This is a genomic window from Clostridium sp. HBUAS56010, assembly GCF_007115105.1.
Taxonomy (GTDB): Bacteria; Bacillota; Clostridia; order Lachnospirales; family Lachnospiraceae; genus Lacrimispora.
In genome coordinates this window covers 77596-103096 of sequence record NZ_SULJ01000009.1, presented here as the reverse complement: position 1 = coordinate 103096, position 25501 = coordinate 77596, and the positions used below count along the sequence as shown (strand labels likewise).

General features: G+C 35.5%; 18 protein-coding genes. 15 read left to right on the top strand and 3 right to left on the bottom strand.

From position 1 onward, the window contains the following. The first annotated feature begins 18 nt into the window (after nt 1-18). The 3 genes from FAY33_RS14160 to FAY33_RS14150 are packed head-to-tail and all read left to right on the top strand — an operon-like array spanning nt 19 to nt 4218. On the top strand, nt 19-1851 hold the full coding sequence (locus FAY33_RS14160) for a glycosyltransferase family 39 protein (protein WP_143321884.1): 1833 nt from the start codon (nt 19-21) through the stop codon (nt 1849-1851). A gap of 19 nt (nt 1852-1870) precedes the next feature. Further along, nucleotides 1871-3238, top strand: a complete 1368-nt coding sequence (locus tag FAY33_RS14155; RefSeq protein ID WP_143321883.1) for a hypothetical protein — start codon at nt 1871-1873, stop codon at nt 3236-3238. Nucleotides 3239-3276: 38 nt separating this feature from the next. Next, nucleotides 3277-4218, top strand: a complete 942-nt coding sequence (locus FAY33_RS14150; RefSeq protein WP_143321882.1) for a glycosyltransferase family 2 protein — start codon at nt 3277-3279, stop codon at nt 4216-4218. Between the two features lie 119 nt (nt 4219-4337). On the opposite strand, the gene FAY33_RS14145 is transcribed toward FAY33_RS14150, so the two are convergent. The 3 genes from FAY33_RS14145 to FAY33_RS14135 all read right to left on the bottom strand — a co-directional run bounded on the left by FAY33_RS14145 (nt 4338) and on the right by FAY33_RS14135 (nt 9255). Then, nucleotides 4338-6146, bottom strand: coding sequence for a GH25 family lysozyme (locus tag FAY33_RS14145; RefSeq protein ID WP_143321881.1), 1809 nt, complete (start codon nt 6144-6146; stop codon nt 4338-4340). A 121-nt stretch (nt 6147-6267) separates the two neighbouring features. Then, nucleotides 6268-7311 (bottom strand): cell wall-binding protein, encoded by a 1044-nt coding sequence (locus FAY33_RS14140; RefSeq protein WP_143321880.1) that lies wholly within the window; start codon nt 7309-7311, stop codon nt 6268-6270. Nucleotides 7312-7428: 117 nt separating this feature from the next. Continuing rightward, nucleotides 7429-9255, bottom strand: coding sequence for a phosphotransferase (locus FAY33_RS14135; RefSeq protein WP_143321879.1), 1827 nt, complete (start codon nt 9253-9255; stop codon nt 7429-7431). Between the two features lie 469 nt (nt 9256-9724). On the opposite strand from FAY33_RS14135, the gene FAY33_RS14130 reads away from it, so the two are divergent. From FAY33_RS14130 to FAY33_RS14075, 12 genes are all read left to right on the top strand, one after another. Continuing rightward, nucleotides 9725-11485, top strand: coding sequence for a cell wall-binding protein (locus tag FAY33_RS14130; protein ID WP_143321878.1), 1761 nt, complete (start codon nt 9725-9727; stop codon nt 11483-11485). 187 nt (nt 11486-11672) lie between these two features. After that, nucleotides 11673-13259: an O-antigen ligase family protein gene (locus tag FAY33_RS14125; protein ID WP_243126761.1), complete on the top strand. Its 1587-nt coding sequence runs from the start codon at nt 11673-11675 to the stop codon at nt 13257-13259. Between the two features lie 207 nt (nt 13260-13466). Continuing rightward, complete coding sequence (locus FAY33_RS14120; RefSeq protein ID WP_143321877.1) at nt 13467-14864, top strand: exopolysaccharide biosynthesis polyprenyl glycosylphosphotransferase; 1398 nt, start codon at nt 13467-13469, stop codon at nt 14862-14864. Next, nucleotides 14836-15960, top strand: a complete 1125-nt coding sequence (locus FAY33_RS14115; RefSeq protein WP_143321876.1) for a glycosyltransferase — start codon at nt 14836-14838, stop codon at nt 15958-15960. The genes FAY33_RS14120 and FAY33_RS14115 overlap by 29 nt, the downstream gene beginning before the upstream one ends. A 2-nt stretch (nt 15961-15962) precedes the next feature. Next, nucleotides 15963-17237, top strand: a complete 1275-nt coding sequence (locus FAY33_RS14110; RefSeq protein WP_143321875.1) for a glycosyltransferase — start codon at nt 15963-15965, stop codon at nt 17235-17237. 2 nt (nt 17238-17239) lie between these two features. Then, entirely contained in the window at nt 17240-18409 is a 1170-nt protein-coding gene (locus FAY33_RS14105; protein ID WP_185967644.1) for a glycosyltransferase family 4 protein, read from the top strand. Nucleotides 18410-18424: 15 nt separating this feature from the next. Next, complete coding sequence (locus FAY33_RS14100) at nt 18425-19201, top strand: ABC transporter permease (RefSeq protein ID WP_143321873.1); 777 nt, start codon at nt 18425-18427, stop codon at nt 19199-19201. Then, on the top strand, nt 19201-20493 hold the full coding sequence (locus FAY33_RS14095) for an ABC transporter ATP-binding protein (RefSeq protein WP_143321872.1): 1293 nt from the start codon (nt 19201-19203) through the stop codon (nt 20491-20493). Before FAY33_RS14100 ends, FAY33_RS14095 begins: the two co-directional genes overlap by 1 nt. Continuing rightward, on the top strand, nt 20480-21955 hold the full coding sequence (locus FAY33_RS14090) for a class I SAM-dependent methyltransferase (protein WP_143321871.1): 1476 nt from the start codon (nt 20480-20482) through the stop codon (nt 21953-21955). Before FAY33_RS14095 ends, FAY33_RS14090 begins: the two co-directional genes overlap by 14 nt. After that, nucleotides 21952-23043 carry a glycosyltransferase gene (locus FAY33_RS14085; RefSeq protein WP_143321870.1) on the top strand — a complete coding sequence of 364 codons (1092 nt, stop codon included), beginning with the start codon at nt 21952-21954 and terminating at the stop codon, nt 23041-23043. The genes FAY33_RS14090 and FAY33_RS14085 overlap by 4 nt, the downstream gene beginning before the upstream one ends. Continuing rightward, the gene (locus FAY33_RS14080; RefSeq protein WP_143321869.1) at nt 23040-24083 is read left to right on the top strand and encodes a glycosyltransferase family 4 protein; all 1044 of its coding nucleotides are present in this window, start codon (nt 23040-23042) and stop codon (nt 24081-24083) included. Before FAY33_RS14085 ends, FAY33_RS14080 begins: the two co-directional genes overlap by 4 nt. A 10-nt stretch (nt 24084-24093) precedes the next feature. After that, nucleotides 24094-25272 (top strand): hypothetical protein, encoded by a 1179-nt coding sequence (locus FAY33_RS14075; protein ID WP_143321868.1) that lies wholly within the window; start codon nt 24094-24096, stop codon nt 25270-25272. The last annotated feature ends 229 nt before the right edge of the window (nt 25273-25501 follow it).

The window sequence follows — 25501 nt, the reverse complement described above, 5'->3', positions numbered from 1 at the left end:
ATAATACAGGAGGATAAGATGAAAGACAGACAACAGATAGGAGAAAAAGCCATATGGAAAGATGAAGTCATTGCAGTCATACTTTTACTGGCTTTTGCTTTCTTCATAAACAGAGGCATTGAGATCAAAGGTCTGTATATGGATGATCTTTATCTCTGGTCCTGCTACGGAGAACAGTCATTTTGGGAATTTGTGTTTCCCCTGGGAAGCACCCGGTTCCGATTTGTCTATAATCTGGCTGCCTGGCTGGAGCTAATGGTAGTGGGAAGGCATATCGGCTGGTTTGTCCCCATCAACATATTGATCAATGTCTGCATTGCTTATACCGTATACCGGTTTGCAAAGCGGCTGTCCGGGAGATGGACTATGGGTTTTGTGGGAGGAATTTTATATCTGCTTTCCAGAATGTCCTATTATCAGATCGGTCAGGTATACGGTCTGATGGAAAGCCTGGCTTTGTGGGCAGCCATCGGAATCTTTTATTGCCTGTACCGGTATCTCACGGAGGAAAAACAAGAAAAACGGTTGATTCCTGTCTCCATGATTCTTTATTTTTGCATCTGTTTTATCCATGAGCGTTATATGGTTCTGTTACCTTTTTTCTACGCAGTTTTCCTTATGAAAAAGGAACGGAAGAAGTCTCCATGGCTTCTGGTGACCGGAGTCTTTGCTCTTGTTCAGGTGATCCGTTATTTTGCCATTGGAAGTATATCTCCTGCCGGAACCGGAGGCACTAACGTTGCGGATACTGTTACGATTACAGGAATTATCCGCTATGCCATGAGCCAGGTTCTCTATATCTTTGGAATCAATACCGGACCAGAACATCTAAGCGGAATGAGCTGGGGTGCCTCTCCGGTGTGGGTCCGCATTCTTATTGTAGTGGCAGACTTACTTCTTCTTATTATGACTGCAGTATTTCTTGTTGTGTTAGTCAGAGAAAAGAGCCAAAGAAAGCAAAGGCTGAAAATAACCGGTATGTTTGTTCTGTTTATTGCTCTTTGCATCGGTTCCTCCAGCGTGACCATACGGGTGGAGACCAGATGGATCTATGTGTCAATGACAGCAGCATGGCTCTTCGCTTCTTATATGTGCGGTGTAACCGTACCCAAAAAGGAAACAAGGGCTAATTTAACAAGACCCCTTCTCTATTGCGGACTGTTTCTTCTATACGGAATTCTGATGTTCCCGATCGAGTCTTTTTACCGGACCCAATACGACAATCTGTATTATTGGCCTTCCCAGAACCGATATAATTCCCTTGCAAAAGAAACTTATGGAAAATATGGAGACAACCTGTTTGGAAAGAAGATTTATATCATTGGAAACAGTTACAAGATGAGTAAGTTCACTGCAGACACCTTCTTTAAGACCTTTGATAAGAAGCGGCTGGCAGAAGGGACAGAAGTCACTCGTATTGATTCTATGAATTCCATTGGTCTGATTACCCCCAATATGCTGGTGCTAAGGGAAGAGCCGGCTCATAATTCGTTTCAGGATGTGACAGACTTTGTCCGCAATTTAAAATTTGAACGGATCTATGGCTGCTATGAAGACGGCTGGCTGGATCAGAGTGCCAAGGCAAGAATTACAGCAGGAAAAGAAGGAAAACTCTATGTTAAATTCTACTATCCGGGAGAGATAACAGGACTTGAACATATAACGGTAACGGTTAACGGAAGCGAAGAGCGGGTTATTCCCATCAGCGCCAGCATCGTTCAGGCAGAGTTTGATGTTCCTCCTTCTGTGGCGTCGGAAATAAGATTTGAAAGCAATTTTTACTATCATGAAGCAACCGAGCAGAGAGGAAGAACTCATTTAAGTGTTGTTGCGGATATCAGTACCAATTAGATAAAAAAGAGGAGAAGACATGAAACGAAAATATCTATATTATTTCCTTCCCCTTTTGGGAACCTTATTTGGATTATGGTATATCTTTCAAGCGTCTTGTGACGGTGTTTATTCGGATTATATCCGTCTGGTAAACAGCTATCTTCCCGATATATACAATCCGGATAAATTTTTCGTCCCGGATATTCTGACCAGAATACCTCTGAATTATCTGGGAAGAATTGTAAATGTGATTTTCTTTGGTTATAATACCATGTTTGACCGGGTGCTGGGTGTTCTTGCACTGGGATTGTCCGGCATGGTAATTGCATCTTACAGCCTGTGCCAGAAAGTGTCTGCTTTCTGGTTTGCTGTTGTTATGGCAGTACTTTTCAGCCTGAACAAATGGGAGATGCTGACCAATGGAAGCGGCTGGACTCATTTTTTATCTTTTGCCTGTTTCTATTATCACTATGAGGTTTTGGATCGGGTATGGAATGGAAAAGGGAAACCTTATGACTCTTTAAGGCTTGTGGCATTACCTTTTGCGACTACTTTGCTGGTGGCAGGTCCATACTGTGCAATCTATTCGGTAACCATTATTGGAACCTGTGGAATACTCTTTCTTCTGAAAAAGGGCAAAGGAAAACTCAATTACGCTCTGTATGGAATCAGTGGTCTCATCCCTTTACTTTTATACTTATGGAGCGACAGTTATGTGGTGGATGATCATGCAGACTATGCAGGCACCTCTCTTTTGGAACAGTTAAAAGACACCCCTGGTTTTTTTGTCCGATTTTTTATTAAATCTTTTTCCTCTATGATCATAGAAGGAGAGAGAGCAGAAGAGATCTTTCACCGGAATCTTCCTTTTATTATCATGGGGCTTCTGGTAATCGTCATCTACATCCTTGCCCTTTGGTATAACTGGAAGTACCGTCTCTACAAAAAGACCTTATTTCCTGCCATTTTACTGGTATCCGGTGGATTAAACCATGTTCTTATCCTATTTTCCAGATGGTTTTTTTTAAGGGAAAACTATGGAATGAGTTCCCGGTATGCCCTTCAATTTCAGACTGGGATTATAGGAATTCTTCTGACCTTTGCCCTTGTGCTGGCCAAAGAGAAAAAAAGACAGCATCTATTTCTTCGGTTGGCAGCCGGTGGTTCTTGTATTCTGTTTCTGACAGGAAACATCTATACCACATACGTTGAGATTAAAAAGGCGCCTTACCGTCTGGAAGCGTATGAGAAAAGAGCAAAACTTGCCCGTGATTTTGAGCAGCTCACAGACAAAGAGCTTCGAGACAATTTTGAGTACCGAAAAAACAGAGAAGATAGCGGGGAAAAAGTGCGAAGCGCACTGTCGATTTTAAAAGAAAATGGGTACAGTATTTTCCATGAATAGGGAGAATAGAAAAAGGTATTTGCATAAGGAGCAGAAATATGGAAAAAACATTATCGGTCGTAGTCTCATGCTACAACGAAGAACTGGCTCTCAAACAGTTTTATGAGGAAACGTCCCATATTTTAAATAAATTAGACTGGGATTACGAACTTATCTTTGTCAATGATGGAAGCCAGGATAGCACCATGTCTGTACTGACAGGTCTGGCTCTTGCAGATTCCAAAGTAAAAGTCATCAGTTTTTCCCGGAACTTCGGCCATGAAGCGGCGATGATTGCAGGGCTTGATTACAGCAAAGGGGACGGGATTGTCTGCATGGATGCAGACCTCCAGCATCCTCCTGAATATCTGCCTGAGATCGTTAAGAAGTTTACAGAAGGCTATGATGTTATAAATATGGTGCGCACCAGAAATGAATCCGCAGGCTGGTTAAAGAATCTTGCATCCTCCTGTTTTTACCGGCTGATCAATGTGCTTTCCGATGTAAAGTTTGAGCCCAATGCTTCTGACTTCTTTGCAATCTCCAAAAAAGCGGCAAAGGTGCTGAAAGATAACTACAGGGAAAAGGTCCGTTTTCTTCGAGGATATGTCCAGAATATCGGTTTTAACCGGGCAACCATCGAATATGAGGCAAGAGTAAGGGTTGCAGGAGAAAGTAAATACAGCATCAAAAAACTGATTACATTTTCTTTAAATACCATTATGTGTTTTTCCAACCTTCCTTTAAAGCTAGGAATCTATGCCGGTTTCGGTGCAGTAGCATTAGGACTGCTTATGATGGTCTACACCATATGGAGCTGGGCAAGAGTCGGTACACCCAATGGTTACGCAACCATCATTGTTCTGATCTGCTTTATGTTTGCCGTGTTGTTCTTAATCGTAGGTGTTATTGGAAATTACATTGCGATTCTGTTCTCAGAATTAAAAGACAGACCCATTTATATTGTGGGAGAGACTAAAAATGTGGATAACCAGCAATAAAACAGAACCTCCTGTGGAGAATGTTCTGTTCTAAAAAATCTGTTGCAAAATAAACACTTAAACAAATAGTGAAAAAATACGCCTTGATCGGGCTGAAATCCCGTTTCAAGGCGTATTTTTTATTTTAACCCGATTCCAGGTCCGACTTCTCCGGAAGGAGAGGTGGATTCAGCCGCTGTCTCAGCAGAATCATTCTGCTTCTCTCCAGTGTTGTTCTGGTTCGCCGGCTGGCTTTCCTGTTGCTGTCCGTCCTGGGTTTCCTGTGGTGTTACAGTGCAGACACCGTCAGCATTTGCAGTATAGGAAGTTCCATTTAAGTCAAACGTAGTGGAAACAGCCATCTTGCCGTCAGAAGGACTTAAGTAATAATATTTTCCATCTACCTGGGTCATTCCCTTTGCCATGGCACCGCCCTGATTGAAGTAATACCAGGAACCATCCACCTGTCTCCAGCCTTCGGTCATCTTGCCGGAAGAAGTGCTTAAATAATAGTTAGAACCCTTATCTTCCAGCCAGCCCTTCTGCATCTTTCCATCAGCCGCCTGATAATACCAGGAACCGTCAACATTCACCCAGCCAGTTGCCATATTTCCGTTGGTATTGAAATAATACCAGTTGTTATCAAGGTTTGCCCAACCGGTTGTCACAGCTCCGCTGTCTGCCAGGAAGTACTTAGAGTTTCCTTCTGTAAACCAGCCAGTTGCCATAACTCCGTTGTTGTTTAAATAGTACCGTTTTCCGTTCAAATCCTGCCATCCGGTGGACATGACACCGTTTTCCAACAGGTAATACCATTTTCCGTCCAGATTCTTCCAGCCTGTTGCCATAGGACCTGATTCGTTTAAGTAATAACTCTTGCCGTCAAGGGTAATCCAACCCGTTGCCATAGAACCGTCAGCATTCAGATAATAACGGGAACTATTCTCCTGGAGCCAGCCTGTATTCATAGCACCGCCGCCGTTGAAGAAATACCATTTATCAGAAAGTTTTTTCCAGCCAGTGGTCATCTTACCGGAAGTTTCATCAAGAAAATAACGCTGGCTATCCTTTTCAAACCATCCCTTAGAAGTCAGCCCATCTCCATTCATATAATACCAGCCGGTTCCGTCATTGATCCAGGAATCCTTCTGAATGGAATAGTTCTGATAATAAAACTTCTTTCCTCCAATGGTTCTCCACAGGTTTTTTGGAAGTTTCGGAGTTAAGTCCTTATAGAGGAAATCAATATCCACATTGCCATTAATTCCCTGAATTGCCCCGGTACTGGTTACCTGCCACATAATCGGATCGGCATATTTATGCTTTGCTTCATACCGGGCAACCCACACATCACGCTTCATCTTAGATAAATCAATCTTATTGCTCAGCCAGTTGTCGTTGGCATAAACAATGGGGTAATAACCAGCTTCTTCAATACGGTCACAGAAAGCATTGATAATCTCGCTTACCTGAGTCGGGGGAAGACTTCCAAGGGTAGCACTGTCCTCCGCATCAAAAGCAATGGGAAAGGAGATGGGATAATCTTTCACCAGATCTAAAACAAAGTCAGCCTCCTCCCTTGCCATATCAGGAGTGGTAGCAAGTGAATAGATATAAGCACCGACTTTTAACCCAGCCGCAGAAGCTCCTTTAACATTGGTATGGAAATAAGGATCGACAGCCCCTTTTGAACGTGTGCCAAGCATAACAAAGTTTACATCATCAGCCGCCACCGCTGTCCAGTCAATGTTCCCCTGCCAACGGGAAACGTCAATTCCTCTTGCAACAACCTGGTCCAGCACAGTGCCATCCCGCATCTGGTAATGACCGTTAATCCGTGCATACCCTGCTGCCCAGGAATCCGTAGCAGGATAAAATCCCGCCGACAATCCAAGTAACGTACATAACGCTGCTGCGGTAAACCGCATGAGTATCTTTTTGTGTCTCACAACAAAGCCTCCTTATGAATATATGTAATAGGTAAATACCATTGCTTCCCATAGAAAAAATATAAAAATATGGGTATCTGCGCCGAGGTGCAGATACCCACACAGATACGAATCAGATCGGTCAGCCAGGACCACCGGTTAGTCCGGGTGCCAGCTCATATACTCCATTATCAGAAGGGTTCGGAGAACCTTCTCCCGGTCCCCCTGAAATCGTTCCGGAAGAAGATTCGGATCCTCCCGGTGTATTGCCGGAACCAGAAGGTGTCCCAGAAGGATTCCCTGTATTGGAAGGAGTCGTGGCAGAAGGCGTTCCATTATTCCCCTGGTACGCTCCGTTGGAAGCAAAGGTATAACTCTTTCCGTCAATGGTAAGAGTGGTATTCGCCGCCATCTTCCCGGTAGTCGGATCAAGGTAATAATAAACATTAGAAACCTGAATCCAGCCTTTCATCATATGACCGGATTCGTTGAAGTAATAATAGGTGCCATCCACCTGTTTCCAGCCATGAGCCATCTTACCGCTGCCTGTATCCATATAGTACTTGTTGGTACCGTCACTAAGCCAGCCAGTCATCATCTTACCGAGAACAGACTTTGCATCCAGGTTTAAGTAGTAATAGGCATTCTCAATCTGTTTCCAGCCCGTCACCATCTTGCCGTCAGAGCCAAAATAGAACCAGTCGTTGCCTATCTTTCCCCATCCGATGACGCATTTGCCGTCTTCTTTAAAATAATACCAGCCGCCATCCATCTCCCGCCAGCCGGTAGACATAGAGCCATCGCCCTTCATATAATAGTAATCATTCCCGATCTTCAGCCATCCTGTAACCATAGCACCAGTGCTGTCAAACAGGTAATAATATTTTTTGTCTTTTAGTATCCACTTGGTAGCCATGGCTCCGTTGGAATGGAAATAATACCACTTCCCATTGATCTGCTTCCAGCCGGTACTCATATAGCCGTTGGAGAGATCAAGAAAATAATAGGTGCCATCAGCCGTTTTTACCCAACCTTTATGAGCAGACCCGTCCTGGTCAATGTATTTCCAATTGGAACCTTCTGAAACCCAGCCGGTTGCAGCCCAGGCAGACCCGGCCGGTATCAGGGAGGCGGTCCCTATAAGTCCGGCCAGCAAAAATGCTGCCGCCTTTTTTCCGTATCGCATACCGTTTTCTTCCTCCTGTTCTAGCATTGCTTTTTTACAGATACTGCCATTATAGCATAGGATAGGAAAGAATACCTAAACATTTTATTACGATTTGCAGACAAATTTCCATAAATGTCATTCTAATACAATTGTGCTGCACTTCTTAAAATAGGTTTTGGCATAGCGGTACATGATGATGGTGTATTCTCCAAATTCCTCTCCAAGCGCTGCCTTATACACCGCCCACAGACTCCATAACAATCCCCCTAATGCCATATAAGCGTAAATGGTAAACCGCTCTTCCGGTGTAGGCTTCCGTTCAAGATAAATCTCAATCAACCGGTCTGACTCTTCCTCGTCATAATAAGAATAGATGGCACACATGGCAATATCCACCAGAGGATCACACATACCCGCGTATTCCCAGTCGATCAGCCGCGTGGTTCCATCTGGAAGAAATAGAAAGTTATCCACTACGGGGTCAAGATGAGAAAGAACCTTATCATGCCCCAGTTGATCCAGTCGTTCCAACAACTCATTGATCTGTCCCCGTACCTTCCCATAATCTTCAAACAAAATGTCGCCATGAGATTTACAAAGCTTTTCATAAAAATCAATCCGCTCTCTTAAGTCAAAGGAATGATCCACCTTTAATCCCAGCCCATGAAGTTTGCGGACAAGTTCCATGCAACGTTTCATCTCTTCTATATTTTTGGCATCTGCATTGTGGGAACCATCATAAAATTCTGCAATCTTATATCCGGTATCCCCATTGAAATAAATAACATGTTCCGCAATCCCCAAACTGTTTATAACATCATAGACTTCTTTTTCCTCTTTCCGGTTAATTAAAAGTTCTGTTCCCGGTCCAGGAATCCGGCAGATATACTGGCGGTTTTTTACCTTAAATAAAAATGATTTATTTGTCATTCCGGCTTTCAGGCAACGAATTTCCGTAATCTCTGATTCCGGAACATGAAAGACCTCTGCAAGCAGTTCCATGGCTTCATTATCAGAATGACGCTGATATTTAACATCAAAACGCCGTAATTCTTCCAGATTTTCAAATTCATATACTTCATCAGCCGGTCTGCGGTTTATATACAGTTCAATGTCTTTCTTTGCCTCGGGCAGTTGGGGAAGCCTTTTTGCAGCATCTCCGGACAGCATCTCCATATAAACATTCTCCCAATAAAACTGTTCCGTACCAGGAAGATTATAATATCCTTCCAGCACCGGAAGAAACTGCCTGGAAAACTCACTGGAGAAATACACAGGACCATACATAACCCACTGATCCTTTCCCCCAACAAATACATCAAGAATTCGTCCTTTCTTATTATAATCCAGACACCACTCAGAAGTTTCCCCTTCTATATAAGAAGAAGAATACCAGGCACCTCCCTCATAAGCATGATACATATTATGTCTCATCCAGTTATCCGAAGAGAGTACATACATGTTCTTACCATAAAATAGTTCTTTTGCATGATAGATCGTTGCCAGTGTATTTTTCTTGGAATATTCAGGATTATATAGAAGCTTTACCTGATATTTATCAATGAGGTATTCAAACTTTTCTTTCAGATAGCCAACGACAATTGTAATATCCGTAATTCCCGACTCATGAAGCTGTCTGATCTGACGCTCAATCATCCGTTCCCCAAACACCTCCAAAAGTCCCTTAGGCATTTCAAACGTCAAAGGAACGAACCTGGATCCAAACCCAGCAGCAATAATAACAGCTCCATCAACTTTATGCTGTTCCAGCAGCGCTTCTCCCTGCGGAAGCAGTTCATAAGAGTCTTTTCGTTTCCCAGCCCGGATCAGTTCTTTTTCCAGACATTCCTTCACAAGACTGTTGGCAGTGCCCAGCGAAACATGAAGTTCCTTCGCCAGCTCTCTCTGAGTAACCAAAGGATTCTCAAGAATTGAGCGGCAGATAATGACATTACGATCCATAGCAGTAAGACCTCCGTATTTTAAAAAGTTGTTCAAATTTAACATGATGCAAGTTTTATATGAACATTATACCATTGTAATAGCAAAAATCAACAGAAAGAAAAAACGCCTATGGAACCGGGAGATACCATAAAACCACCATAATAATTGCCATAAAAGCCTCATAACCCCCTTCATGTATGAAGAATAATACAAAACTACCAGTTAAAACCATTTTCGTAAAGATTATGTAAGAAAATGAACAGAGAAATGTTATAGTATTTTTTCCCAAAATGTATTATACTGTTCCATGTGATGGAGGAATTGATAGCTTCTGGAGGAAATGTAAATATTTTCTGCTTTTTGAAAAATATGCAAAAAAAGTAAAAAAAGTATTGATAATTTCCATTATAGGAAGTATAATTACCTCGTAATGCTATTAGGAATTTCAGAAAATATTTCAAAAAGAAAAAAGGAGAGTGCATTAATTATGAAAAAGCAGACAAAGTTAGTTGCTGTTTTATCTACAGCAGCATTGCTTGCAGTAGGTGCTTCCATGTCTTCTTTCGCAGCTCAGGGCTGGCAGGAAGAAAATGGTACATGGGTGTACTATGATAAGAGCGGAGATCATGTAACAGAGAAGTGGGCAAAATCAGGAGACAATTGGTTCTATCTTAATGAAGATGGTGAAATGACAACTGATGCTATCGTAGAAGATGAAGATAACTACTACTACGTAAATGAAAGTGGTGCTATGGTAACCAACAAATGGGTTTCTGTAGAAAATGAGGAGTATGATGGTGGTAGTGATGATGATGAACCATTAAATCATTGGTATTACTTCGGTGCTAACGGAAAGGCTTATAAGTCTTCCAGTTCAAATACCACAGCTTCTTTCAAAACAATTAATGGCAAAAAATACATTTTTGATGATGAAGGCAAAATGCTATTTGGTTGGATTGGAAAAGATGGCGAAAGAAAAACTGGTGATGATGCTTGGCAGAAAGATAATGGCGAGTACTATTGCGGAGATGAAAATGACGGTGCACAGGCAAGTGGCTGGGTACAAATTGAAATCGAAGATGATGGTTATAATAGCGATTCTACCGGACACTCTAGCAAAAATGTTTATGATGATGAAAATCAGACACGTTGGTTCTACTTCAAGAGCAATGGTAAAAAGATGGCTGGCGAAAAAGGCAAAACAATTAATGGTAAAAAATATGGCTTTGATGAGCATGGTCGTATGAACGCTGAATGGGTTATTTATGATGCAGATCCAACAACAGATACCACAGATGTTAAAAGAGCAACCTTAGCTGATGCTTCAGTTCTGGGCATTAGTACTGCTTCTCAGGGTGATGCTGAGTATAGCCATAATTGGAGATACTATGGTTCACCAGAAGATGGCGCTAGAGTAACCAAGGGTTGGTTTAAGGTAGTTCCAGATGAAAACTTACAGTTAAAAAAATATAACGATGATGAAGATTTCTGGTACTATTCTGATAAAGATGGTAAATTAGTAGCTTCTGAACTTAAGACTATCAATGGTAAGAAGTATGCATTTGATGAATATGGAAGAATGAAATCTGGTCTTAAATTCATTAGGTTCGAAGTGTCTGAATCTGGAAGAGTAAGTTCTACAAAGATTTCTGCTATTTTAGATGATGACAGCATTGATGATACTAAGTTTGATACTGAAGAGAACTTCCTTAATAGTGCAAATGATTTAAATGAGGCAGGATACTATGCTTATTACTTCGGCGATGGTAATGATGGTTCTATGAAGACTAATAAACAGAATGTTAGTATTGATGGAGAATCTTTCCGCTTTATGTTCAACAAATCAGGAAGCTTTAAAGGATCAGGAAAAACTGGTGAATCTGATGACAAGTATTATTTGTCTGGTATGCTTCTGAAAGCAGATAAAGATGACAAATATTCTGTTATTAAGATTAACAAGAAAGATGCAGATGCGGTTACCTATGAACTTCTTGACACTGATGAGTTTATTGATGATATTACAAAAAATGAATTCTTAGGTGACGCTGATACAATAGATAAGAAAAAGTCTGATTGGTCAGAAGCTTGGAAGATTGATAACGATAAAGTGAAAGCAGGAAAAATCGAATATAAATTAGTTAATACTTCTGGTACTGTTCAGAAGAAAAAGACAAAAGCAAAAGATGGAAATGATCGTTGCTATGTTCAGAGCGGTTCAAATATCGATTATATCTACGTAGAAGACTAATTGATAGTTATATCAAAAGAAAGGTCGATAATAGAGAAATCTATTATTGACCTTTTTGCCTTTTTTATAACCAATTAAAGATGTTATATTAATGAAAAGTACTAAGATGCTATATGATAAAAAACACTATAATAAATTGGTGATATATTATTTCTATAAATAATATCGATGTAAAAGGAGAATAGCTGTGGCGGAGTTAAATAAAAATAGTTGTGGTGTCCATCGAAGTAATTCTTTGGTTGCTTTATTTATGAGGGTATATGTCATATTTATAGGTGTAGGGCTTCCATTGTTTGTTAGAAATAAGTATTTTGATATTCTTATTTCCAAATATTATTTTTATTGCATTTGTACTATTACTATGATTATAATACTAGTCATTTGCGTTATTTTGCAGAGGTACAAGATAATTCAATCTGTAGATAAGGATTTATTAAATAAAGCTTTTGAAAATTTAACTCTAACAGATTATTCAGTATTAGCTTTTTATTTAATTACTATTCTGTCAACAATAACATCGGATTTTGTATTTGAATCTTTTTGGGGAAATGAAGGCAGATTTACAGGGTTATTTTTAATTACATGGTATGTTCTATCGTATTTTTGTGTTAGTAAATTCTGGGAGTTCAAAAAAAATGATATTAATATAATTATTGCGGCGGGTATATTTATATGTCTATTTGGTATTACAGATTATTTTAAATTAGATATTTTTAAATTCAAGGCTCCAATGGTCGCAGGACAAAGAGCAATTTTTACTTCAACTATTGGCAATATCAATACGTATACTGCTTATGTGGGGATTATTGTAGCAATTTCAACGGTATTATTTTCTTTAAGTAAAGAGTTAAAACAATCTGTTATTTATTATATTTGTATGGTTATTAGTTTTTTTGCAATTATAATGGGAGTTAGTGATAATGCATATCTCAGTTTAGCATCATTATTTTGCTTGTTGCCATTTATTCTTTTTTCTAGTAAAAATGGAATGCGAAAATATTTGATAATTATAACAACATTTTTTACTGTTATACAATGCATTGATTGGATAAATTTGTTTATGGGTGATAGGGTATTAGGTATTGATAGTGCTTTTAACATGGTTATTGGCTTCTCGGGGTTACATTACATAGTGATTGCTTTATGGGCAGCTATCTGTATTGAGAAAGCTATAGATACCAAATTTGGTAATAGAGATAAAGTATATGGAAATACATTTAAATGTATTTGGATCTTTGTTATGGTGGCTGTTTTACTAGGTATACTTTATATTTATTATGATATAAATATTTTGGGCAATTCTACAAAGTATGGTGGTTTAAGTGCGTATTTTGTGTTCAATGATGATTGGGGAACACATCGGGGATATATTTGGAGAAATGCAATGGAACGTTTTTCTGGTTTATCTATTTTTAAGAAGATAATTGGTTTTGGTCCAGAAACGTTTGGCATATTTATTTTGCAAAGAACTGCAAATAATCCTTATAAAGAATTGTTTGACAGTGCACATAATGAGTATTTACATTTGTTGATTACAGTTGGTGTTGCTGGATTGACGTCTTATTTAGTTTTTATTATTAGCAATATATTGGATACATTAAAACATAATAGAAACAATTCTTATATATTGGCTATTGCGTTTGCCGTTATTAGTTATAGTATACAAGCAGTTGTTAATCTTAACTTACCAATAACAACACCTGTTTTTTGGCTTCTGCTAGGTATCATGGCAGCGAAGAAAACCAGATATACTTCCAAATCTATAGAGGAATAACAAATAATTAGAAAAATAAAAATCAAGATAAATAATGGATATTATGGTATTCATTGGTTATCTTGATTTTTTATAAGGTAAAATATTCATAAATTCTTAAATAATAACATCCTATTTTGTTATGGAGAAGATTGTACTAAGTCGATTAAATATGTTATACTAATAAAAGTCTTGGAGTTAAAGCAATAAGAAGAGGTTAAAACAATTATGAATCAAAAAGAACAGTTTAAACGAATTATTAAATGCTTTTTTTTGGCGACATCAATTTTACTTCATATGATTATATTTTGGATTGTATGGTTACAATATTACAATAGCAATATTGAATTACCATTTTTTCGAAAAGGGAATTGGTTGATGGCATCATTATATGGGGCATTGTTTTTTTCCTTTACCAATACCTATGGAGGCTTCAAAGTAGGGTATTTAAAAAAGGCCGATATTGTATATTCTCAAGTTTTATCGACTATATGTGTGAATGCAGTTACATATTTGCAGATATGCTTACTTGATCGACATTTTGTAAATGGAGTTCCTCTTATTCTACTGACTTTTATTCAAATTCTTATAATTACTATTTGGACGAACGTATTTCAACGGTTTTATAGTATGATGTTTCCACCGAAGAAAATGATATTAGTCTACGGTGAAAGATCAGTATTTGGTTTAAAGACCAAAATTGATACAAGAGAGGATAAATACAATATTTGCGAGACAGTGAATATAAAAAAAGGGATGGATTACATATTTGAAAGGCTTAAGGGTTATGAAGCAGTTATAATTGGCGATATACCTTCTCAATATAGAAATGTAATAATGAAATATTGTTTTGAAAAGTCTATTCGGACATATCTATCCCCTAAAATTTCTGATATAATTCTTAGAGGATCTGACGATATTCATATATTTGATACTCCGTTACTTTTGTCTAGAAATAATGGTTTTACGTTTGAAGAAAAGTTTTTAAAACGTATAACAGATATTATTTTATCCGTCCTATTGTTGTTAATTACTTCTCCAATTATGTTAATTACAACTATTCTAATTAAACTGTATGACGGAGGAACAATTATTCACAGACAAACTCGCCTCACTATGGGAGGAATGGAGTTTGATGTTTATAAATTTCGTAGTATGATTATGAATGCGGAAAAGGACGGGATTGCGCGTTTATCTGCAGAAGGGGATGTTCGAATAACCCCAATTGGAAAAATCATAAGGAGAACCCGTATTGATGAGTTACCACAGTTGTTTAACATTCTCAAAGGGGAAATGTCTCTTGTGGGACCAAGACCTGAGCGGCCCCAAATAGCTGCAGAATATCGGGAGTATATGCCAGAATTTGATTATCGGCTAAAGGTAAAGGGCGGATTAACGGGCTATGCTCAGATTTATGGAAAATATAATACAACACCCTATGATAAGCTGAAAATGGATTTAATGTATATAGAAAATCATTCATTTCTATTAGATTTAAAGTTGATACTAATGACGTTAAAGGTTATATTCATGAAGGATAGCACAGAAGGGATAGCGGAAGGACAAACGACTGCTACATTAGTCCCAGGAGAATATAGTGAAGAAGATAAAAATATTACAGGTTAATAAATTATATTATCCAGATATTGGAGGAATAGAGCGGACGGTTCAACATATAGCGGAAGGATTGAAAGACAAAGTTGAAATGAGTGTTTTGGTGTGTCAGCCAAAAGGACATGGAGTTACGGAACAAGTTAATGGAGTGGAGGTACAGCGTTGTGGAAGTTTTGGTATTCTATTCTCTATGCCTATATCTTTAAGCTTTTTTTTAAAACTTCGGAATAAATCAAGAAATCAGGATATTCTTCAATTCCATGCCCCGTTTCCTCTTGGCGATCTTGCGTGTTTGCTTTCTGGTTATCATGGTAAAGTTGTATTGTATTGGCATAGTGATGTTGTGAAACAAAAAAAGTTAATGATTATATACAGACCAATTATGGAGCGATTTTTAAAACGGGCTGATGCCATAATTATCGGGGCTGATGGAGTGATAAAGGGCTCTTCCTATTTAAAGCCTTATGAAGATAAGTGTGTTACTATTCCTTTTGCTGTTAATCAAAAGATTGAACAAATGGGGAAAGAATATTTGAATCAGGCTAAACCTAATATGCAAAAATATGCCAGGTTTTTGTTCGTTGGAAGGCTTGTATATTACAAGGGTGTAGATGTGTTAATCAATGCTTTTGAAAGTGTAGAGAATGCTGAATTAACTATAATTGGGTGCGGTGATAGAGAGAATGATTTAAAAGCTTATATAAAGGAACATGGAATGTCAGAGCATGTTCATTTTCTAGGGAAAGTAGAAGAAAAACGATTATATAGCGAATTTTCTAAATGTGATGTATTTGTTTTACCTTCTATAGCAAAGAGTGAAGCTTTTGGACTCGTGCAGTTGGAGGCTATGGCATATGGGAAGCCTGTAATTAATACAAACCTGCCCAGCGGAGTCCCGGAGGTTAGTTTGAATGGGATTACTGGATTGACTGTGGAACCTGGGAATAAATTGCAATTACGCGATGCCATGCGGTGGTTGGTAGAACACCCTTGTGAGAGATATGAGATGGGATATGCTGCAAGAAAGCGCTTGGAGGATAACTATACAATGGGTGTTATGATGAATCGAATAATGGAGTTATATGAGAGCTTGTTGAAAGATGGTTGATTATGAATATTTCAAATAAGATATTAAGTATTACAATGAAATGGAAGCCTATATTATTAAAGATATTTCCTTATGATTTTTTAAAAAGAATAAAAGGAAATATGATAAAAAAAAGTTTTCAAAAAATTTCAAGGATTAACATAGAACCATTTGACCGAAAGAAATTCAAAGATGGAATTAATCTTATAGGGAATATTAGAGCTGAAACTGGATTGGGACAAAGCTGTAGGCTGGTGGCAGATGAATTAGAGGCATCTGGTATTCCGTATTCTATTTATCAGTATGATCAATTGGGAACTATGTCTGAAGGCAATTATCAGCAATATGAAAGTAAGATTAGCAGTGAGTTACCATACAATATTAATTTGATTCATATCAATCCCCATGAACTGGGACTGGCTTTTCAACAGGCTCATAATAAAATTTGGAACGGTAGGTATAATATTGGCTTTTGGCTATGGGAACTTGAGGATTTCCCTGATGAATGGGTTCCCTGTTTTCATTGTATGGACGAGATCTGGACACCTTCAAAATTTATATCTGACTGCATTCAAAAGAAAACAGATTTAAAGGTAGTGACGATCCCTTACCATGTGAGTTTAACAATCCCGGAAAAGGGTAAAAATGATTACAGAAAAAGATTTGGTTTGCCGACAGACAAGTTTTTGTATTTAATGATGTATGATCGGACAAGTATGACAGAACGAAAGAATCCTAAGGCGGTGATTGAAGCTTTTAAAATGGCGTTTTCTAAGGAAGAAGATGTGGGGTTGGTAATCAAGATTAATAATCCTTCAGAGAAAGAAATTGATCTGATTAGTTCTATGCTTCCAGAACATAAAAATGTCTATTTTATTATTGAAATTTTGGAAAGGCAGCAAGTGAATGAACTGATATACTGCGTGGATGTGGTTGTGTCTTTGCATAGGGCAGAAGGGTTTGGTTTGGTTCTTGCGGAAGCAATGTTATTGGGAAAGCCAACGATTGCCACAAATTGGTCATCAAACACCGAATTCATGACAAAAGAAACGGCATGTATGGTGGATGCGGAGCTGATAACTTTGAACAAAGATTTTGGTTCGTTTAAGAAAGGGAATCGCTGGGCAGAACCGAATGAAAAACAGGGAGCAGATTATATGCGAAGGTTATACGATGATTCAGAGTTTTACCATATACTTTCAGATAAAGCAAAAGATTATATTGAAAAAAAACTTAGCATGTCAAATGCGGTGAAAATAATTAATAAAAGAATTAGTAGTATTTATAAGGAGCAATGAATATGAAAAAGAAAATTGCTATTATAAATCAACGATATGGGACGGAAGTTAATGGAGGGTCGGAATATTATACAAAAAAGCTGGCTGAGCATCTTAAGGAATATTACGATATTGAGGTGTTAACAACGACTGCTTTGAATTATGATAAATGGAAACCGTATTATCCAGCAGGTGTTATGGATGAAAATGGTGTAAAAGTTCATCGATTCCAGGTGGAAAAAATACGCAATATAATATTATTTAAAGTTATTAATAAAATGGTTCAGCTTTTTCCGAATCTTAATAAATTATTGGAACCTATGTGGATTAAATTACAGGGTCCCTATTGCCCCCAATTAATAGAATACATTAAAAAAAATAAAGATCATTTTGATACATTTATTTTTGTGACATATTTGTATTATACAACGGCGGTGGGGCTGCCAGAGGTGGCAAAAAAGGCAATATTAGTACCTACTGCACATGACGAGTATTGCATTTATTTCAGTGTATATGAAGAGATATTTAAATCTCCAAAGGGAATTATATATTTGACAGAGGAAGAAAGAAAATTTGCTGAACAGCTTTTTGAAAATCATAATGTGCCTAATATAATTGCCGGATCAGGTATCGATATACCTGAAAAAGTAGATTGTGAAGATTTTAGAAAAAAGTATGGGATTAATACAAATTATATCATTTATGTAGGCAGAGTTGATACAAGTAAGAAATGTGATGAGTTGTTTATGTATTTTACCAAGTATAATAACCAGTATCAGAAAGATTTAAAATTAATTGTTGTAGGTAAAATGATGATGGAAAAACCTGTGGATGAACAAATTATTTGCTTGGGATTTTTAAGTGAAAAAGAAAAAGGATCAGCAATAGCTGGTGCTAGAGCATTGATTATGCCGTCAGAGCATGAGAGTTTATCCTTGGCCGTTTTGGAAGCTTTGGCAAGTGGTGTTCCTGTGGTGGTAAATGGAGCATGTTCTGTTCTGGCAGGACATTGTGAGAAAAGTGGGGCAGGGTTTACTTATAAAACATATGAGCAATTTGCAGATGATATAGAAGTGTTGTATCAAGATGAAATGAAATATAAAAAAATGAGCATTGCAGGAAAGCAGTATGTGAGTGAATATTACAACTGGGATAACACCATTGGAAAATATAGAAAATTAATTGAATTATAGAAGGATAAGAGCACTATGAAGACAATAAAAGAGCTATATGCTTACAGAGAAATGATATTTAGCCTAGTTCGTAGAGATTTAAATGGAAGATATAAGGGGTCTGCATTAGGTTTTTTATGGACATTTATAAATCCGTTGTTGCAACTAGGTGTATATACAATGGTATTTTCAGTTATTATGCGAAGCGGGATAGAAGACTATTATTTATTTCTTTTTGTTGCATTAATACCCTGGATTTTTTTTAGCACCTCTCTTTCCGGTGGTTCCAGTTGCATCTGGTCCCAAAAGGAAATGGTTAAAAAAATTTATTTTCCAAGAGAAGTTCTTCCGATAGCATTTGTAACAAGTCAGTTTATAAATATGCTTTTAAGCTTTTTTGTGATTTTTGGAGTATTAATTGTTTCAGGAAAAGGAATTAACCTAATCGCTCTTTTGTATCTTCCTGTTATTATGATTATTGAATATATTCTTGCTTTAAGCTTTGCCATGATTTCTTCAGCAGTGACTGTATATTTAAGAGATGTAGAATATATTTTGGGAATTGTTACTATGGCATGGCAGTTTTTGACTCCTGTGATGTACTCTGTAGACATGGTTCCAGATCAATTTCGGACTATTTTTTATTTGAATCCAATGACACCTGTAATTGTGGCTTATCGTGATATTCTATATTACAAAAAGGTGCCGGAATTGGGGACATTAGTACATGCCGTGTGTTTGGGCATGGTATTATTAGTTGTGGGGATGGTGGTGTTTTCCAGACTGAAAAGACATTTTGTGGAGGAATTGTAATGAGGCTAGAAAATGCAATAGAGGTTCATAATGTAACTAAACGGTTCAAGGTATTTCTGGATAAAGGAAGGACATTAAAGGAATTACTTTTGTTTAGTAAACGAAGAAAGTATGAAGAGCGGGAAGTCTTAAAAAAAATTAGTTTTGAGGTGAAAAAGGGAGAAGCTATCGGGTTAATTGGTCATAATGGGTGTGGGAAGAGTACTACTTTAAAGCTATTGACTAAAATTATGTATCCTGATTCTGGAATCATTGAAATGAGGGGGCGGATTTCTAGCTTGATTGAATTAGGTGCAGGATTTCACCCGGATATGAGTGGCAGACAGAATATATATACCAATGCTTCTATTTTTGGCCTGACAAGGAAAGAAATAGATGAGAGATTAAATGATATTATAGCTTTTTCAGAACTGGAGCAGTTTATTGATAATCCTGTAAGAACATATTCTTCTGGAATGTATATGAGGCTGGCCTTTTCTATAGCAATTAATGTGGATGCAGATATTTTGTTAATTGATGAAATACTTGCAGTAGGCGATGCTAATTTTCAAGCGAAATGTTTTAATAAGTTAAGAGAAATTAAAGCGAATGGAGCTACAATTGTCATTGTTTCACATTCATTAGGGCAGATTGAACAGATATGTGATCGTACGATTTGGATTCAAGATGGTATAGTAATACAGGCGGGACCACCAAGAGATGTTCATTTTGCATATATGGATTTTATGGGAAAGAAAAGAGATAAGACTATAGAAGTACTTAAAAATAATAAAAAAATTGAAGAAAAAATCGAAATAGAGAATGGAGATCCAGAGTATAAGAATTCTGATCCAACAGAAGACCAGAAACAAAGATGGGGGAATGGTTATGCAAGAATTAAAGAAATATTGTCACTTGATAAAGATAATATTCCAAGAAATGTCTTTTGCACAGGTGAAGATATTTTAATAAGGTTCAATTATAAAGTTTTGAAAACTGTCAATAATGCTGTAGTTGGAATTGGAATTTATAGAAGTGATGGAATACATTGCTATGGCACAAATACATTCATTGATAATATAAAAGGATTCAATTTGTCAAAAGATGGCTATTGTAAAATTTCGCTAAATCATATTGGGCTATTACCTGGAGAGTATAGTATTGATCTTGCAATAGAAACTGATGTTGGTACTCCAATAGATTATTTTAAAGAGGCATATAAAATTCAAATATATTCAGTGATTAATGATATTGGCGTTTCTAGAATAGACCATACATGGGCTTTTGTGGAGGAATGTGATGAGAAATATTGATTTGGATAATGTGCTTCAAAGCAAACGGAAAAAGATTAGAGATTTAGCGGATTTAGACATAGATAATAAAGATAATGAAATATCAATAGAAGAAATTTTAACACAGATTAATAGAATGGCAGAAGATTTAGTTGATAACAAGGATTATATAAAACCTAAAACTTATATAAAACTCAGTTCAATAAGTAAATCTAATATATTGATATATCTTAGAAAAATCGACAATCGATTAAAAAAAATTGGCTTTTATGAAAAGTGGATTAGATTAATACTTAAAAGAATTATTGGGACTGTTTATAATAGTAATATAATAGATTCAAAAGAATTGTTAAAATTTGAAGGCGAAGAATTCATTGAAGTATTATATAGAAGTTTACTTTTAAGAGAAGTTGATCCCGAGGCGAAAAGAAATGCCTTAACTTATATATTTCAATCTAACGATGCTAAAGTTTACTTAATTGATAGTATTGCAAATTCTAGTGAAATGAAATTATTAAATATCCATGTCAAAGGTATTAAGAGAAAAAAAAATTATTTAACTATAAAAAAATTTATTTATAAAATTCCTATTATAGGATATGTTGTACAAATACTGGTTAGTATAGTTTTATTACCAAAAGTTTATAGAGAATACCAAATATTAAAGAAGGTTGAACAAGAATTAGGTGTTATTAAATTAAGAGAAAATGATATAGGAAGAAAGGTTAATGAAGTCGAAAAGTTTATAAATGATCAAGACTCTTTGAAAAAACAGTTAGAAAAAAAAAGACTATTGGAAAAGAACGCTATGAATTTACTTTATTTACATTATAATGAAAAGCTTATGCCTGATTCTAGAGAAGAAGTAAAGAGTAGAGCGAGAATTTACATTGATAAAATAAATCAATGGTTTGAAAATAAATCCAAAAAAGAACTGAAAGTAGTAGATTTAGGATGTGGAGAATGCGAATGGATTGAATTATTAAATGAAAGTGGATATATGGCTCAAGGGGTTGATAGTAATGCATTTGTAATTAGAAAAGTTAAAGAGCTATTTCCTGATATTAGAATTGAAGAAAATGATGCATTAAGTTATCTGAAAAAGCAACCTGAGAATTCCATAGATTTGCTGACATCATTTCATATGGTTGAACATTTGCATATGGAATTTTTAGTAGAATTAATTATAGAATGTAAACGTGTTTTAAAAAAGGGAGGAATGTTTATTGTTGAAACTCCAAATCCTCAAAATATACTTATATCATCGTACTATTTTCATTTAGATCCAACGCATAATAAGCCTATTCCTCCTGAATTATTAGCTTTTTTTATTAATGAATGCGGATTAGAGGTTGTGGAAAAGGTATTATTATATCCCCTTGATTTTATACCATATGAGTATAAAGATAATGATCCAATTAAAGATATAATATATAGATTTAATATGGAGCAAGCATATTCAATATTGGCGGTGAAAAAATGAAAATTATATTAATGCATCAGACCGTTACTAAGCATGATGCTATTGGTAACGATATAGAAGGAATGTTTTATATATTAAATGAAAATAATGATTGTAAGGTGTATTCCCAAAATAGGTTTAATAATACTCTCCTATATATTGAAAAAGAAGAATTAAATGATATTTTGAATGATTTAAATAGTTTGATTATATATCATCATAGCGTATATTGGGAAGAAGGCGAAGAAATATTAAAAAGACATAAGGGAAGGGTAATCATTAGGTATCATAATATTACTCCTCCAATATTCTTTTTGAAGTATAATTTATTCCATTATGAACAGTGTGATAAAGGCCGTAAGCAAACAAGACGACTTGCACGTGAGTTTAAAAATGCTATATGGTTAGTGGATTCAAATTATAATGCAGAAGATATAATAGATGTAGAAAAAAAGAGAATTGAAATTTGTCCTCCTTTTAATAAAATAGAAAAGTGGGCCAAAGGAAAACCAGAAGAAGGAGTTTTAAAAAGTCTTCTGCAAGACAATAAAATCAACTTATTATTTGTTGGAAGAATTGCACCTAATAAGGGTCACCTTTTTTTGTTAGACATTGTACATAATTATTGTATAAATTTTGATACAAATATTAAACTAAGAATTATAGGAAAATTTGATGATGGTTTAAAAGAATATAATCGGGAAATAACTAGTAAAATAACTGCTTATGGATTGGAAAATAATATTGAGTTTATTGGGGAAATTAATGATTCCTTATTAATATCCTATTATTTAGGTAGTGATTTCTTTTTATGCGTAAGTGAACATGAAGGATTTTGTGTTCCTATTCCTGAGGCACAATTTTTTCAATTACCTGTGATAGCACGAAATATAAGTGCACTTCCTGAAACATTGGGGGAAAATCAGATAATTTTAGATGATAATATAATGAAATATTCTGCTGCGATAAATATACTCTATAAAAATTATAAGTATAAAAATTTTATTCGGGAGTATGGATTAAGAAATTATAATGAGAGATTTACCTACACTAGAATTTTAGAAAGGTTTAAAAACATTCTGGAAAATAGAATGGAGGTAAAATTATGAAGATTGCAATTGCAATGGTACAAGTCCCTTTTATAAGAGGAGGTGCTGAGATTCATGCAGAAATGTTAAAAGCAGAATTAATGAAAAGAGGACATCAAGCAGATATTGTTACCATTCCGTTTAAATGGTATCCGACTTCGACACTTTTAGATTGTATGCTTATGGGAAGAACTATGGATTTGACGGAAGTAAATGGTGAAAAAATAGATAGAGTAATAGCAATGAAGTTTCCAGCATTTTATGTAAAACATGAAAATAAGGTTCTTTGGTTATTACATCAACATAGACAAGCTTATGATTTATGGAATACACCATATGGAGATTTGCATAATTTTCCCGAAGGAGAATTTATTCGTGACATGATTATAAAGCATGACAGCAAGTATATTTCAGAAGCCAAAGAAGTTTATACTAATGCTCAGAATACCGCAAATAGGCTTATGAAGTATAATGGTATTAAAGCAGAAGCTTTATATCATCCGCCACTGAATTATGATAAAATGCATTGTGATAGTTATGGGGATTTTGTGTTTTATGCAAGCAGAATTGATCCAATGAAACGTCAACGTCTTTTAGTTGAGTCAGCGAGATATACAAAAACACCAGTTAAATTTATCATTGCTGGAACAGGGAGTAAAAGTGAATTAGATTATATTAGTACATTAATTGATAAATATAATTTACATGAAAAGGTTACAATGACAGGTTATATATCAGAGCAAGAGAAGATTGATTATTACGCAAAGTGCTTGGCTGTATATTTTGGAGCTTATGATGAAGACTATGGTTACATTACTCTTGAGAGCTTTTTTTCAAAGAAACCAGTAATTGTTCATAAGGATTCAGGAGGTCCTCTAGAATTTATAACTGAAAAAGTAAATGGATATATTATTGACGAGGATCCTATGATATTAGCAGAAAAAATAGATACACTTTTTTTAAATCGATCGTTGGCTCAAACAATGGGAGTAAATGGATTTCAATCCCTTAAAGAAAAAAACATTGATTGGGATTATGTTATAAATAAACTATTAAAATAGGAGAATCTATATGGAAAAACCCACTTTATTATACGCAAGTCCCTTTTGGCCTAAAAAAAGCGGAATAAGTGAATATAGTGAAACATTAGTAGAGGGATTATCTTATTATTTTAATATAACCTTGATAGTAGATAATTATGAAGTGAAAAATAAGAATTTAAAAAAACAATTTAAAATAATTAGGTTTAGTGAGTGCAGTAACATTACTGATTATGATTATATATTATATAATTTTGGAAATAATCCAGAATATCATTGCTACATGTATGATATGATAATGAAATATCCTGGTTATGTGATTTTACATGATTTTGTATTATATTATTTAACCATTGGTTATTATGAAAAAAAAGATGTTGTTTTTCAAAAAATTTATGAAATGGAGGGAGTAGATGGAATTCAAATCATTAAAGATAACATGAAAAAAATTAAAATAAATGATTTGCTGCTTCATAAAGGCATTTCCAGTTTCTTACCTTTAAATAAAGAAGTTATCGAAAAATCAAAAGGTATATTTGTTCATTCTAATTATACTAAAAAAAAGGTAGAAAAGGTTTATAATGATAAAAGTGCATTTCAAATAAATCTGATTAATACAATAAAAGATGAAGAAAGTATAGATAAATGTCAAACAAACTATTTAAAAAAAGCATATAATATCGATTCGGATGCTTTTATTATTGGATCGATTGGTTTTATTAGCCCGTCCAAGCAGAATGAAATAGTATGTTTGGCAGTTAATGAATACAATAAAAGTCATAAAACAAAAATTTATTATGTGATGGTGGGGGATGGAAATTACGTTGATCAGTTACAAAGTAAATACATAATAAAAACAGGTTTTTTAGAAAATATTAGTTTTTTTGAAGCTATAGCGTCTTGTGATTTAATAATGAATTTAAGGTATCCATATAATGGAGAATCTTCTTCTACTTTAGTTCAGTGTATGTATATGAATAAGCCTTGTGTTGTTACAGACATTGGTTGGTTTAGCGAATTACCTGATTCTGCCGTAATTAAATTAAAGCATAATGTATGTGTGGAAGAATTAAATGATTTAATTGAGTCTATTATTAATAGTGACTTAACTAAGTTGGTTAGTAGCGCAAGAAGATATGTTCAAAATTATTGCAGTAAAGAGGTTATTTCTAGAAGTATTTACAAAGTATTAATTGAAAAAAATGAGTAAACTACTGTATAGATTTTCGTAGAAAAATCAAAAAACATATACTATTATTAGCGGGTCATCCATATTTTAGTTTGCTTCTCTAGTGGCGTTTACCTATTCAATGTTTAATTAAAAATACTGCTTATAATAGTAGTATATGATTACATATGAATTGAAAGAATAGAGAATTTGATTTAAAGCAGTGATATTATAAAATAATCTTGATATTTCAACATTTAATCATTTAGGG

What these genes read in the sequence shown, in the direction of transcription:
- FAY33_RS14080 (WP_143321869.1), top strand. Translation starts at nt 23,040, where the DNA reads ATGAAGATTGCAATTGCAATGGTACAAGTCCCTTTTATAAGAGGAGGT.
- FAY33_RS14140 (WP_143321880.1), bottom strand. Translation starts at nt 7,311, where the DNA reads ATGCGATACGGAAAAAAGGCGGCAGCATTTTTGCTGGCCGGACTTATA.
- FAY33_RS14100 (WP_143321873.1), top strand. Translation starts at nt 18,425, where the DNA reads ATGAAGACAATAAAAGAGCTATATGCTTACAGAGAAATGATATTTAGC.
- FAY33_RS14090 (WP_143321871.1), top strand. Translation starts at nt 20,480, where the DNA reads ATGAGAAATATTGATTTGGATAATGTGCTTCAAAGCAAACGGAAAAAG.
- FAY33_RS14160 (WP_143321884.1), top strand. Translation starts at nt 19, where the DNA reads ATGAAAGACAGACAACAGATAGGAGAAAAAGCCATATGGAAAGATGAA.
- FAY33_RS14095 (WP_143321872.1), top strand. Translation starts at nt 19,201, where the DNA reads ATGAGGCTAGAAAATGCAATAGAGGTTCATAATGTAACTAAACGGTTC.
- FAY33_RS14135 (WP_143321879.1), bottom strand. Translation starts at nt 9,255, where the DNA reads ATGGATCGTAATGTCATTATCTGCCGCTCAATTCTTGAGAATCCTTTG.
- FAY33_RS14130 (WP_143321878.1), top strand. Translation starts at nt 9,725, where the DNA reads ATGAAAAAGCAGACAAAGTTAGTTGCTGTTTTATCTACAGCAGCATTG.
- FAY33_RS14155 (WP_143321883.1), top strand. Translation starts at nt 1,871, where the DNA reads ATGAAACGAAAATATCTATATTATTTCCTTCCCCTTTTGGGAACCTTA.
- FAY33_RS14075 (WP_143321868.1), top strand. Translation starts at nt 24,094, where the DNA reads ATGGAAAAACCCACTTTATTATACGCAAGTCCCTTTTGGCCTAAAAAA.
- FAY33_RS14085 (WP_143321870.1), top strand. Translation starts at nt 21,952, where the DNA reads ATGAAAATTATATTAATGCATCAGACCGTTACTAAGCATGATGCTATT.
- FAY33_RS14105 (WP_185967644.1), top strand. Translation starts at nt 17,240, where the DNA reads ATGAAAAAGAAAATTGCTATTATAAATCAACGATATGGGACGGAAGTT.
- FAY33_RS14150 (WP_143321882.1), top strand. Translation starts at nt 3,277, where the DNA reads ATGGAAAAAACATTATCGGTCGTAGTCTCATGCTACAACGAAGAACTG.
- FAY33_RS14120 (WP_143321877.1), top strand. Translation starts at nt 13,467, where the DNA reads ATGAATCAAAAAGAACAGTTTAAACGAATTATTAAATGCTTTTTTTTG.
- FAY33_RS14110 (WP_143321875.1), top strand. Translation starts at nt 15,963, where the DNA reads ATGAATATTTCAAATAAGATATTAAGTATTACAATGAAATGGAAGCCT.